This window comes from Caldisericum sp., assembly GCF_049967455.1.
In the GTDB taxonomy this organism is placed as follows: Bacteria; Caldisericota; Caldisericia; order Caldisericales; family Caldisericaceae; genus Caldisericum; species Caldisericum exile_A.
Map to the genome: position 1 here is coordinate 1 of NZ_JBMFSR010000029.1, position 12,829 is coordinate 12,829.

Genomic DNA, 12,829 nt, shown 5'->3' on the forward strand with positions numbered 1-12,829 from the left:
CCATACTCTATGGAAGATAGAAGAGTCATTCAAGATAATGAAGAGTACATTAGAGGTAAGGCCAATATTTCACTGGACTGAAAAGAGAATCAAAGGACACTTTGTTGTTTGTTTCTTATCATTTCTTCTTGAAAGAACACTTGAGCTAACACTTAAAGAGAATAACATCAAAGCATCACCTGAAAGAATCAAAGAAGCTTTGAACTCCATGAATCTTACAGAATTTAGTGCAGAAGGACATTCATTCTATCTCAAAACAAAATGGGATGAAGAGAGTAATAAGATTCTTAAAATACTTCATATAAAACCTCCAAAAAACATTACTCCCTTTGGAGAGTTAAGAATCTAATCAGAACAAAAATATCAAACAGAAGTTTGTAGTAGCAAAATGAAGGTTTTTAAAAATTAATTCTTAGGATTTATGCGGGTCCGCTCGGTGTCAACTGATAAAGTCGGGAAAAACTAAGAACAATTTCCGCTGCTAGCTTCTTTGCTTCATCGTTTCAATCCCTGTAAGGTACTCTAAAAACGCGTAGCATTCACATTCTCATAATAGTCCTGAATTGGTTTCAATCCCTGTAAGGTACTCTAAAAACCTCCATGTTCTTCACCTCTTTAAGCTCCTTGAATGATTGTTTCAATCCCTGTAAGGTACTCTAAAAACTGCGGCTGCGATGGCTGCATTATTGGGTGCAAGAGGGTTTCAATCCCTGTAAGGTACTCTAAAAACACTTTGTCAACTTCGTTCATTGTAAACGCCCCCTTGTTGTTTCAATCCCTGTAAGGTACTCTAAAAACAGAAAACAGCGTTGAGTTGATTTACAAAATCATTTGTGTTTCAATCCCTGTAAGGTACTCTAAAAACTCAAGGTATTTAAATGTTACAATGCCGAGCGCTTTAGTTTCAATCCCTGTAAGGTACTCTAAAAACAATTGCGACAACAATCCCAAGAACTGCCAGGATTATGTTTCAATCCCTGTAAGGTACTCTAAAAACCACAACAGAACGTGCCCATCAAGAAAGGGATGGCACGTTTCAATCCCTGTAAGGTACTCTAAAAACAATTTCAAGGGGGTGAGAGCTTGAAAGTTGAGACATGTTTCAATCCCTGTAAGGTACTCTAAAAACTGTCGCTTACCACTCAACTCTTTTACAACGAGCTCTGTTTCAATCCCTGTAAGGTACTCTAAAAACAAGTTTTACAGTATAATAGTTTCCAGCTGTAAGCGCGTTTCAATCCCTGTAAGGTACTCTAAAAACCGAAAAACTCAACTAATCCTGGCTCTATAACATTTTGGTTTCAATCCCTGTAAGGTACTCTAAAAACCAGCACATACTTGAGAACGTTTTGAAGGAAATGAAGAAAGTTTCAATCCCTGTAAGGTACTCTAAAAACCGTGATTCCCTGTAATCGCGCCAAGAATCCGATCCTGTTTCAATCCCTGTAAGGTACTCTAAAAACAGTTTTGCGATTTGCTCTTCTCCGAGAGCTTTTGAGGTTTCAATCCCTGTAAGGTACTCTAAAAACGCTTTATAAATCAAGCGATGGCTTTATTCCCCGCTTAGTTTCAATCCCTGTAAGGTACTCTAAAAACACGAGGGCGATCTTTGGAAAGCAACACAACCCGAAGCGTTTCAATCCCTGTAAGGTACTCTAAAAACGATATGGTGTGCATGTAGAAAATACGCAAAAAAAGGTGTTTCAATCCCTGTAAGGTACTCTAAAAACTCGCTTACAGCTCTTGCGGCACTTACAGGGGGGACGGGTTTCAATCCCTGTAAGGTACTCTAAAAACTGGAGCTTGGGAGAGAACAGTTATTGATCCGACTTTGTTTCAATCCCTGTAAGGTACTCTAAAAACTTATAACATTGTTTACAACTGTTACAGCGCCGTAAAGTTTCAATCCCTGTAAGGTACTCTAAAAACGTCAAAAATGAGATTATTAGAAGGGCGCGGGCTTTGGTTTCAATCCCTGTAAGGTACTCTAAAAACAGTATATACGTGGGTCAAAAGCTATAAGATATATGAGTTTCAATCCCTGTAAGGTACTCTAAAAACCAAACAAAGTCCTCAATATTCGAATGCTGTATTGTTTGTTTCAATCCCTGTAAGGTACTCTAAAAACTTTCTCTTTCCATTCAATTCCATTCTTAGAAAGCAGAGTTTCAATCCCTGTAAGGTACTCTAAAAACGCACGTAGTTTGGGTTTGAAACTTCAAGAAATTGTCTGTTTCAATCCCTGTAAGGTACTCTAAAAACGAGAGCCATTCCCTTCTTTATAGGAACGTTTTGCTGTGGTTTCAATCCCTGTAAGGTACTCTAAAAACCAATACAACCCATTTCTGACGGGCAACAGGGGGCAAGTTTCAATCCCTGTAAGGTACTCTAAAAACTTGTCTCCGGACAATATTTTTGCTTTTCCGCTTACGGTTTCAATCCCTGTAAGGTACTCTAAAAACTAGAGAAATAAGTCCTGAAGTTATGGTCAAAATTGCGTTTCAATCCCTGTAAGGTACTCTAAAAACAGCAAAAAAGTATCAATTATATTATATTTAATTTTTGCAATTTTCAAGTTTTTTTATTCAAATGACTGATCTTAAAGAATTATTAAAGTTAAAAAATACAGAGATAAAAAGTCTAAGTTAAAGTATAATTTTCTAAATATCATTATGTCGATGGGGCATAGTTTTTGCGCTATTGCAGGTCGACATAAAAATGTCTCTTCGTCTTATAGAATATTATCAAGATCGTTCTTAACAACACCCAATATCTCCTTCTTTGCGTAGTATTGTTCCCTTAAAATATAAAATATAATAGAATCTTTATCTTTCTCAATAATATCATTAAGCTCCCTTTTAAATTTCTCAAATTTGGCTTCTGTAATTTCTCCTTCTAAAACCGAATTTTGCACCCAATTTAGATATTTCCTTCCACACTTTAACACCTTAGCAACTCTATCTTCTTCCACATCGTAAACCACAATCAAATACATTTACCACTCCGACACGAAAGGTGAATATTCTTTTTCCCCCATTATATGTTTTTCGATCTTATACAACTCAAAACGAATTAAAGTTCTGTAAGAAACATTCCTTCCAAGCCCTTTGTGGTTTATTGTAGCATTTAATCTTTCATCAAGAACTTTAACAAAGTCTCTTGCTCCTCTTTCATTTAGGTAAATTCCGTTTAGGCGTTTTTCAAATGATGATTCATCAACCATATTTTTGTTAATCAAAGTAAAGATTGTTCTATCTACTATTATTGGCTTAAAAATTTCTGAAACATCAAGATTTAAAGAAAAACTGCGAAAATTACTCTCATGCAAGTATCCTATCCTTGGATCAAGGTGAGTTTTGTATATTTGAGAAAGAATTTCTGGATAAAGTAGTGAATTACCAAAGCTTATTAGTGCGTTTATTCTGTCTTTAGGAGGGCGCCTTGATCTTTCTCTCATGATAAATTGGGTATCTTTCAATATTTCCGAAAATCCATTGTAATATATTTCCCTACTTTTACCTTCTAATGCCAGAAGTTCCTTCACATCACTTACTTCGTCCATTGAATCTTTGATATTTCTTAAGGAGTTTACTATATCAGAAAGAGAGAATCCTCTTCTTGAATAATATGAAAGAACTCTTTCCATATTAGAGATGCTTCCTAAGACAAACTTTTTTGCAAGTTTTAGTCTAAGATTACTATCAAGATAATTTTTGACCTGGTTTACAATCATATAACCAGAATTATAGTGTTCTCTTGGATAAAAGCTTCCTATATAGTACTCATAATAATTATAAAAGTGAAGAATTATTTCTTTTTGCGAAAGAAATTCAAGAGCATCTTTGTTTATTGTAATTTCTCCAAAAACATGAATAATTTTTGTGTTTTCAACTGGAATGTATCTCTTTTCCGCGTCACTTTCAAAAAAGAGCGTGTTGTCTTTTCTTGCAATTCTTCCACTTTTGAATATATAGATTACTTCATTCATGCAAAGCAAAACTCCTTATACGCACAGTTTTTACAAAAAGGAATCTTTTTAAAAGACGGTGCATTCTCCATTATGGCAATGTCATTAATTCCTTCTATGATATCAAAAATCTTTCTTCTTTCGGTTTCTTTTAATTCCAAGAATTCCCTTCTTCGTTCTGTTGGAAAGCTTAAAACCCCTTTAGCTTTAATACCTTTCTCTTCTAATACCCACAAATAAAATAGCAACTGCATTTTTGCAATCTCTTTTGCCTTTGACGACTTTTTAACTTCACCTACAAGCAAATCTCCGTTTTTACCTCTTACAAAATCAATCTGGACATTGTCAAGAATTATCCGCTTTAGATCCCTCTCATAAGAATACTCATCTATTAATCTGCCAATCTCAAGAAGTGGATGGTCTTGAAAAGGTATAATTTTATGAATATGAAACCAGGCTTGTCTTTTACATATAAGATAACTTTGAATAAGTGTTCCTGTTATTTTAAAATCGTCTACCAAATTACACTTCCTCCTTTAGTTTTAAATCCAGTATTTTTGTCGTAGTATTCATCTAAAGAATTTCTGCTAACATAATAAAAATTTCCAATAACTGGAGGTATGTTTTGAACATTTTTAGGTATAGAAACAACATAAGAATAGAAACTATTTTTAATTTCTTTAAAACATCTTATTCTTTCGAAATGGTTTTGAATATCGAGAATGCTTTGATACTCTTTAAAAATTTCCTCTGCATCTTCATCTAACTCTATAAAAACATCAATAGTAGGGTATTTTGTTTCTACAATTCCAAAAGAGGATATTGCATTTTCACCATCGTATTTTAATTCTAACAGGGCTTTCCTTAATTCATTTGATGTACCTTCTGTGTCCTTCTTCTTTACAACCTCTTCCATGTAATTATCAAATACTTTGTAAACATCTTCTTCTTTTAAAATTCTATCCTTTAATAAGTTCTCTGTTATATCCAAAAGCACTCTGTCATATATATAAGAAGCATAAAGTCTGTTTGCACTGTTGCTTTTGTCCTTGAACTTTACAACATAAACCTCACCGATATCTCTTCCACCTGACCTATTCGAACGACCAGAGGATTGTATTATTGAATCAAGTGGAGCAATATCCCTTACAACTACATCGAAATCTATATCAACACCAGCCTCTACAATCTGTGTTGATACAAGAAACCTAAATTTATTGCTTTTTATTTTTTCAATCCTTTCTAACCTTTCTTTTGGAGCTATGTGCGATGAAAGAAAAGTAATTTCTGTTTCGCCCACCTTTTCTTTTAAGATTTCGTAGAACTGTTTTGCCTCACTTATTGTGTTTAAAACAAACATATACGATTTATCATCTTCGATTTTGAATGTGTTTATAAAATCTTCCATTGAATCATAAGAGTAATAAGTTTTGGCATCAATTTTGTACCTATTAAGAGGATAAACATTTCGAACTAAGTCGTATCCAGAAGAGAATAATATAGGCTTTGTCGCAGTCATCACAATTGCATAGGAGTTAAATTCCTCTAAAAATTTTAAAAGCAATTCATCAATTAACTTCCAATACTTTAAAGGAACTGCTTGAACTTCATCAATAATAATGATACTGTGAGCTAATTTATGAAACTTTTTAAGCATTGCGTTTCTATTGGATATAAGAGTGTGAAACAACTGGACGAATGTTGTGATAATAATATTGCTTTCCCAATTCTCTATTAGGATTTCCGATGCATCTACGTCGTATTTATCTTCTTCCGTTGTATAAGATAATTCGCTTAAATGGTGGTGCTTAAGCAAAATATCAGTTGTAATATTATTGTTAAGCTCTCCTTTTAAAACCGATTCAAACACCATGGCGTTTTGCTCAATGATGTTTATGAAAGGTAGTGAATAGATAATTCGAAAAGTTTTTGATTGGTTTTTATTAAGATGATTCCTTAAAATATTTGCTATATTAAATCCAATAAGAGTTTTTCCAAGCCCAGTTGGAAGGGTAATATAAAATAAATGTGGTAAATTGTTGCCTTTCAATAACTCCAAAAAGTTTTTCTCAACCTCTTCAAAAGCACTCTCCCTTAACATGCTTAAATTACTTCTTGGCAGTTTCTCTTTATAGCTTTTGATAATACTATCTGAAAATGTTGTATAAGGTAGATTGAATTGCCTACGGAGGACTGCATCTTCTTTATCGCTCCCAATAAGTGCAGAAAACATAAGATTGGCAAGAAAATAGTAGCTTATATTTATATCAGTGCTATTTGTGATTTTCCTGAACTCAGACTTGAGTCTATGGCGAACTTCTTTAAAAGATTTATAAAAGTTTAAAATTTCTTCTTTTGAAAAACTTATTTTTGATAAAAATTCTTTGAAAGAGTTAATTGAACCATTTTTCAAATTTGATACTAAGATTGCAAGTTTCCCTTCATTAATGGATTGCAAGAGGTCTTCAAATTCTGAGTCAATTGGATTAACTGAAAGTTCATTCAAAAAATCATCAAGATCTGAGTGATGGTTTGCAACAACTATGTAAGAGAGAATTTTAAGAAAATTTTTAAGTGTCGGGTTGATATCTTTATCAGTGCTATTTAAGTATGCGGTTACAACACCAAAAGAAACAATAGAAGAAAGAAAAGAATGTCTTGTTTTTGATTTATCAACTCTTTCTCCTTTAAGGTAATTTTGAAAATAGTCTGTTGCCTTTCCAAAGTCGTGAAGCAAACCTAAAATATAGCTTACATCACTTATAATGCTCTTTTCGCAAGGAGTATATGGGGACTCTGAAGAGATTGAGTCCCCAACAATCTGATAAGTCAGTTCTGCTACATTTAAAAGGTGGTCTTCAAGAGCTCTACCAGGATGTGAGAAAAGCCCTGATTGGTTTAAAGAAGACGACATTTTCTTTACCTACCCTTGAGTAGCTACCTTTTATCAAAATCTTATTGGCTTCTTCATCGAGCACAACATCAGAGTATTTAATTACGAGTCTTTCGCTGTTCATAGCATGAGGAACTCTTTCTTTCAAAAGCTTCTGACCTTCTTTTTTTGGAAAAACGGTTACTTCGTCAAGCGGAACAACGCTTGAAACTTCAACTTCTTCTTTTGCGATAAGATCCTCTGATTCTTCTTTTCCCACAAAACTAAAATTGCAAAACAGCTCACTTATTCCAAGGTAGGGAATAAAAATGCTTTTATGATTTTGAAGTAGGGAAACAAACTTACTATTAAGTTCTCTATCTAAATTTCTTACATAGATCCTATAGTGAGGAGACTTTATAAATTCTGTTGGAATTTGGGTTCTACCACGCTTTAATGTAAATGTCCTGTCTTTGGTGTTTATGTAATTCAGGCTAAACCGTATTTTACGTATGGGCTCAACAATGGAGATTGCAACCTCAACATTAGATAATGTGTCAAAGAGTTTTTCCTTTTCTATACCAACTATTGCGCCTATTATACCAAGGGTCGCAGTAGGTGGTGGAAAAGGGTAAGTTAAGATAGAGGTATTTGTGTAAAATTTTCGAAAAAGAGCAAGATCCCCAAACACTTCAAAGATTACTGTTTCCATAATCCTAATTAAAATCCGAACTCTTTAACTTCAAAACCTTTATCTATAAGCACCTTTGATAGAGAAGTCTGCTCTCCGTTGTAATTAAACTTAATTAGATCTCCTTCTTTTACCCTTATGAAATCGATATGATCTTTGTATTTTTCAAGTAGGCTTACAAGATTTGTGATATCAACAGAGTAATCCTCTGGGCTACGTAAAGCTTCTTCTTCAACCTTGGTAATTAATTTCAGACCTTTTTCAAGGTCCCCTATGTGAAAGGTTTCATCTTTATAGACCACTTCAAGAAGGAGTCGAGGTTGCTGTGCCTTCGAGGTTGTAAATAAAGTCTTTGTCCCTTCCCACATTCCCTCATACATTAGGTTAATATCATCAAGAGTTAAGTTTATACCTTCAATCTCTGCAACCTTTCCATTAACAAGTCCAGAGAAACAAATCAAAGAATATGGAAGAACATACTTTTCAGTGAATGTTCCTGCTTGTTTTCCTTCGCCACCAGGCATTACAGTTGTTCCTTTTACAAACTCCAATTTTACCCTGTGAAGAGATTTTCCAAACTTAAACTGAACAGGACCAGTTATAGAAAGGTTGTTCTCTTGAGATTCTGTTGTTTCTGAGGTTTCTTCCTTCTTTTTTCCTTTATCTTTATTTTCTATTGCAAAAGTTGAACCAAAAAGACGTAAATCTATACACTCTTCGAGCGCCTTTCTTGGGTCATTTCCGTATTTCTTTATCCTTTCCTTTTTTGATATTCTTTCGCCCTTTTCACCAGATTCTTCAAAAATAAAAATCTCTTTGTTTTTATAATCCTTCAGATAGTCTCTTATGGTACGTTTTAACCTTACGTCAGTTACATAGTTAATCATTGTCTCTTCATCAATCCTTGGCTTGTTTTCGTCGTTTGGATCGCCATTTGGATTTGCAAATGTTACATCGTAGAGAAAAAGGATTTCTCTTCTCTTAATTTCGTTCATTTTTTACCTCCTTATTCAATGATTTTAAAATTTCCCACTTTAAATTCATTCCAACAGTAAAATAAAAGTTCATTTCAGATACATTCATCTTAAACTTATCGCCTGCTTGTAAAAGGTAATAAGAAGCTTCTTCCAAAAAGTCTTTCGCATAAGGAAGGGATTCGTACTCCTCAAGTTTTGCTTGAACCTTTGGAAGTAATTCTTTAAAATCTTTTTCATCCATCTTCAGGCTTTTAAGGTACTTTAAAAATGGTTTGCTTCCTCTTTTGTCCTGCTGTACCTCTAATAAAGTTTGTGTTGCAGCACCTAAGAGAATGAGCCCTTTTTTAAGGGGATCTTCAAGAGCATTTCCAAATTTACTGAAGAAAACATCAAACTTACGCTCTTCCATACTTACCTCCTTTATATCGATTAATCTTAAAACACTTAAAAAGTAATAAACAGTTAGTGCATCAATACTTTTAAATTTAAATATTTCTCGCTCCTTTGTTCCTAACTTTACAAATTCTTCTCTTATCCCTTTCATAAGATAATAAAACAAAAAATCTTTTTCAATTCTTCTTCCTTTGAAAATCTTATCAGTCAAATCCAAAAAATATTTATCAAGATCCGTTTCTTTCTTATTAGAATCGTTTTTAAAGAAAAACTGCCTTATTGTTCCGAAACTAAAATTGTGCTCATATTCAAGCACCTCCTTAAAAGTATCATCAACTTTCTTTTTGGCATCAAATATTTTTCTCAAGCGAGATGGTAATACATCCTGGATTAAAGCAAGAATTTTTTCTGCCTTGTTACTCTTTTCAATGAAGAGAAAATTTAAAGTAAATGTGTCGTCTTTCTCTGCCAGGTTGTATAAAATCTCATCTTCATCGTCTGTTATCCTCATTAAAATTTTGACGCTAATTGCTTTATCTTGTCTTTTCAATATATCTATTAATTCTCCAAAAGACTCTTCGTCTTGAGTAATATTTTGGGGGATGATCCTATACCGTAAACCTTTAACAAAGGTGTATTGCAACTTATTTTCTATAAACTTTTTGCCCTCTTCAAGATCTCTTATGCAATCTTTACATATAGGAAAGTTTTTGTAAGAATATTTTTTATCAAATTTATTTAAAAATCCTTCCTTATCCAAATTAAAGAAGGCGTATGGGAAGACTCCTCCGTAAACCTCTCCCTTTTTACCACAAATACTACATGTCCCATAACCAGAAAAACGAGATTCTTTTGCCTCAACTTGATTTAAAAAGTAATTTACAAACTCATCTTTATCTAAAAGATATAGTTCTTTTTCATTTTCAATGAGAGTAATTGTAATAAGATAATTAGCCTTTTCTTTAGCCTTTTCTTCTATTTGACTTCGTATATTTGATTCTTCTTGGTTAAGGGCATTATAGATACTTTTGAAAAGATCTTTTGAATCATTTTCCTCGCTTGAGGCTCTTTTAAAAAACTTAAGGATTTTGTTTCCAAAGGTATCTTTATCTGTTTTTTGAGCTGTTGGAGAAGGATTTATAGCATTGCCACCAGCGCTTCTATAAAGAGATTTTAGACAAGAATCTTCTTTTAAATCTTCAATATCCACTCCGACAAACTTATAAGAGTTATCATTATCCTTCTTTAAGACAATTTTGAGAAGGTACTGTTTATTTTTATTGTCCTTTCCATAGATATTCATAATCAGTTCTTCAAGTTTTTCGGTGGAGCCTTTATCAACTTGCAATCCGCCACCTCTTACTAATTTGCCAATTTTTGCAATTGATTCGACCATTTTTTCCTCCTTTACTTCCTTATTTTAATTGCTTCTTTCATTCCACACATCCCACATGCCGAAGCCTTCGGAAGATTTTACACCAAGCCCAGCATCGTAGGTTGCATAAATGAGTTCCAAAGAGCCTGTAAGTTTGAAAATACCTGAAAAACACTCGATTACAGTATCTTTGAAATAAACAATCTTTTTATTCTTTTCAAGAGAAAATTTATAAGGTTCAATGGAAATGTGTAGGTTATTTATTTCATCTTCTTTTATAGGCAAGCCCTGTGCCTTCTTTATAATCAAATATTTATTCTGTGCGTTCTGTTCTATAAGTCTATTGAATTCACTTTCAGTAGGGCGATAGTAGTGAGTGGTGCGCTTTCCGTTATTGAAAAAAGTGCTGTAGGCTGTAATGGGGGAAAGTGTGCGTATAAGGACGTTGTCGGTTAAACGAGGAGCTTTAATCACCTCAACTGCAACAAGAAATAAGTTAAAATCGTTTAGAGTAATGCCTGTTTTTCTAAAGGCGTTTGAGCCAAGATCTTCAACGATTTCATAAAGTGGTGAGGAGAAATAGAAGGTGATATATTTGCCAAAATTCAAAGCGTTATTCACCTTTGTCCCTTTTTCGATAATGTTTGAGAAGGTGAAAAGTTTAAATTTTTTACCGTCAATTGGAAAGCCTTCAAGATATAGTTTTTGAGCCATTCCTTCTGAGAATATATTATAGACAAGATAGTGAAGAAGATACCCATAGTGTATAGGAAGGACAATATCGCGCCCCTTCAAATCCTCAAAAGTTAATTTAATTCGCATTAAAACCTCATTTTCATAATTCATTATATACGAATTAATATTCGATTGCAAATTCTAAAAAATTTTACTTCTTTTTTAATTTTATTGCAACAAGTATGAAACCAGTATGGGCAACCATTCTATCAACAGGTCGGGTAGAAAGGGCTTCAACTTTCCAACGCCTCTCTAAAATCTCAAAAGTTCCAAGGTGGTAAAATTCCTTAAGGGAATCAAGTGCATGCTTTGTCTCTGTGATTTGTTGAGTTGTAGGACTATAACTTATCAAAATACCACCAACTTTGAGAGAATCCTTTACATTTTGTAATGCGCGCCACGGTTCTGGCACATCTAAAATAACCCTATCAAACGGTGCATCTTCTTTTTCGATAGGTTCGTTGTATATGTCTTTTCTTCTTATGATAAGATTTTTAGGGATAGTTTTGAAAAAATCATAGACATTTGCAAGAAATACATCAACAAAGTCGCTACGCACTTCATATACGATGAGCTTACCCTTACCGTTAAGGATTTGTAGTAAATATATAGGAAGTGCACCAGCACCTGCACCAACGGTAAATATTCTTAGTCCAGGATAGATATCTCCATGAATTAAAATTGCACCGATATCCTTTGGATAAATGATCTGTGAGACCCTTCTCATATGGACTACATAAAAGGGTGTTCTAACCTTAAAAACTAAAACCTCATCTCCTTTAAGCGATTTAACAAAAGTACCTTCCTTTTTACCTATGATTGAATCATGCTCAAGAATTCCAAAATGAAAATGGGATTTTTCACCCTTCTTGAGTTTAAGAAGAAATATCCTATCTTTTGAATCGATTATCTCAACCAAATCACCATCTTTTAGGATTTTAGCCATTTTCCATATCCTTGGTTAATTTGCAAAACTGACAAATTCCATCTTCGTTTGAGGTTGGCATACCACAGATTTTGCACTCCTTTAATTCAACTTCATCTTTTTTGAATAAAGTGTTATTGCGAAGATATCCGTAATAAAAGGTTCTTTTGACTCCTTTAAATTGAGTATTAATTTCATTTAAAATGTCCTTTGTCTTTGAAAGCGTAACACGACCTATTTTGTAAGGACAAATTTCCTGACTTTATCACTTACTCCTCATTTTTGAGTATTTTTATCTAAAGAACGTAGTATTTATATAGCTGTAATTTTTTGTTTTTTAAAATTGTAGTAGCAATATTTTATCATTTATTGCTTGTTTTTACTTGCATTTTTTAATATTTATGATACAATATGATATGTTTGTAAAAGTTACTAAGTCTGGAAAGCATAAATATGTCTCCATAGTTTCGGCATACAGGGATAAAGAAAAAGGTATCATAAAGCACAAAGTGATCCTTAACCTTGGTAGATTAGATATGATAGAGAACAACCCAATGTTCCAGAGATTGGGTATGCGACTTGCAGAACTATCAAAGTTTAAAGATATGGTTGATCTAAATACTGTAAAAGGTGGAAACATTGTTAATGTTGGATACTCTGTCTACAGTAAGCTCTGGGATAACTATGGATTAAATGAACTACTCAATGAAATGAAAGATAATACTAACATCCAGTTTAACTTAAACACTTCTACCTTCTTAATGGCAGTAGAGCATCTTATGAATCCAAAGAGTAAGCTTGGAACATACAACAATCAATCTCGTTATGTGAACCTTCCTTCTGTAGGATTAAACCACCTCTACCGTTCTCTTGATATCCTATCAGAACATAAAG

General features: G+C 33.4%; 9 protein-coding genes, 2 pseudogenes and 1 CRISPR repeat array. Of the genes and pseudogenes, 2 read left to right on the forward strand and 9 right to left on the reverse strand.

Annotated features, from left to right (window positions below):
• Positions 1-349: pseudogene (locus tag ACP5SP_RS06200) on the forward strand (IS1634 family transposase); the annotation flags it as partial.
• Positions 350-500: 151 nt separating this feature from the next.
• Positions 501-2,528: a CRISPR direct-repeat array (repeat unit 30 nt; unit sequence GTTTCAATCCCTGTAAGGTACTCTAAAAAC).
• A 203-nt stretch (positions 2,529-2,731) separates the two neighbouring features.
• Here ACP5SP_RS06200 and cas2 read toward each other — a convergent pair.
• The 9 genes from cas2 to ACP5SP_RS06245 form a co-directional block, all read right to left on the reverse strand.
• Complete coding sequence (cas2, locus tag ACP5SP_RS06205; RefSeq protein WP_416085260.1) at positions 2,732-2,995, reverse strand: CRISPR-associated endonuclease Cas2; 264 nt, start codon at positions 2,993-2,995, stop codon at positions 2,732-2,734.
• On the reverse strand, positions 2,996-3,988 hold the full coding sequence (gene cas1b, locus ACP5SP_RS06210; RefSeq protein ID WP_428076258.1) for a type I-B CRISPR-associated endonuclease Cas1b: 993 nt from the start codon (positions 3,986-3,988) through the stop codon (positions 2,996-2,998).
• The gene (cas4, locus tag ACP5SP_RS06215) at positions 3,985-4,488 is read right to left on the reverse strand and encodes a CRISPR-associated protein Cas4 (RefSeq protein WP_424597152.1); all 504 of its coding nucleotides are present in this window, start codon (positions 4,486-4,488) and stop codon (positions 3,985-3,987) included. The genes cas1b and cas4 overlap by 4 nt, the downstream gene beginning before the upstream one ends.
• Positions 4,482-6,881, reverse strand: a complete 2,400-nt coding sequence (gene cas3, locus ACP5SP_RS06220) for a CRISPR-associated helicase Cas3' (protein ID WP_428076259.1) — start codon at positions 6,879-6,881, stop codon at positions 4,482-4,484. The genes cas4 and cas3 overlap by 7 nt, the downstream gene beginning before the upstream one ends.
• Positions 6,835-7,551: a type I-B CRISPR-associated protein Cas5b gene (gene cas5b, locus ACP5SP_RS06225; protein ID WP_428067224.1), complete on the reverse strand. Its 717-nt coding sequence runs from the start codon at positions 7,549-7,551 to the stop codon at positions 6,835-6,837. Before cas5b ends, cas3 begins: the two co-directional genes overlap by 47 nt.
• An 8-nt stretch (positions 7,552-7,559) precedes the next feature.
• Positions 7,560-8,525 (reverse strand): type I-B CRISPR-associated protein Cas7/Csh2, encoded by a 966-nt coding sequence (gene cas7b, locus ACP5SP_RS06230; RefSeq protein ID WP_424607000.1) that lies wholly within the window; start codon positions 8,523-8,525, stop codon positions 7,560-7,562.
• The gene (locus tag ACP5SP_RS06235) at positions 8,512-10,296 is read right to left on the reverse strand and encodes a TIGR02556 family CRISPR-associated protein (protein WP_428076260.1); all 1,785 of its coding nucleotides are present in this window, start codon (positions 10,294-10,296) and stop codon (positions 8,512-8,514) included. The genes cas7b and ACP5SP_RS06235 overlap by 14 nt, the downstream gene beginning before the upstream one ends.
• A gap of 24 nt (positions 10,297-10,320) precedes the next feature.
• Entirely contained in the window at positions 10,321-11,097 is a 777-nt protein-coding gene (cas6, locus tag ACP5SP_RS06240) for a CRISPR-associated endoribonuclease Cas6 (protein WP_428076261.1), read from the reverse strand.
• A gap of 64 nt (positions 11,098-11,161) precedes the next feature.
• Positions 11,162-11,956: a tRNA (adenine-N1)-methyltransferase gene (locus ACP5SP_RS06245; protein WP_416085247.1), complete on the reverse strand. Its 795-nt coding sequence runs from the start codon at positions 11,954-11,956 to the stop codon at positions 11,162-11,164.
• Between the two features lie 395 nt (positions 11,957-12,351).
• On the opposite strand from ACP5SP_RS06245, the pseudogene ACP5SP_RS06250 reads away from it, so the two are divergent.
• A pseudogene (locus tag ACP5SP_RS06250) lies at positions 12,352-12,829 on the forward strand (IS1634 family transposase); the annotation flags it as partial.

What these genes read in the sequence shown, in the direction of transcription:
- cas3 (WP_428076259.1), bottom strand. Translation starts at nt 6,881, where the DNA reads ATGTCGTCTTCTTTAAACCAATCAGGGCTTTTCTCACATCCTGGTAGA.
- ACP5SP_RS06245 (WP_416085247.1), bottom strand. Translation starts at nt 11,956, where the DNA reads ATGGCTAAAATCCTAAAAGATGGTGATTTGGTTGAGATAATCGATTCA.
- cas2 (WP_416085260.1), bottom strand. Translation starts at nt 2,995, where the DNA reads ATGTATTTGATTGTGGTTTACGATGTGGAAGAAGATAGAGTTGCTAAG.
- cas6 (WP_428076261.1), bottom strand. Translation starts at nt 11,097, where the DNA reads ATGCGAATTAAATTAACTTTTGAGGATTTGAAGGGGCGCGATATTGTC.
- cas1b (WP_428076258.1), bottom strand. Translation starts at nt 3,988, where the DNA reads ATGAATGAAGTAATCTATATATTCAAAAGTGGAAGAATTGCAAGAAAA.
- ACP5SP_RS06235 (WP_428076260.1), bottom strand. Translation starts at nt 10,296, where the DNA reads ATGGTCGAATCAATTGCAAAAATTGGCAAATTAGTAAGAGGTGGCGGA.
- cas5b (WP_428067224.1), bottom strand. Translation starts at nt 7,551, where the DNA reads ATGGAAACAGTAATCTTTGAAGTGTTTGGGGATCTTGCTCTTTTTCGA.
- cas7b (WP_424607000.1), bottom strand. Translation starts at nt 8,525, where the DNA reads ATGAACGAAATTAAGAGAAGAGAAATCCTTTTTCTCTACGATGTAACA.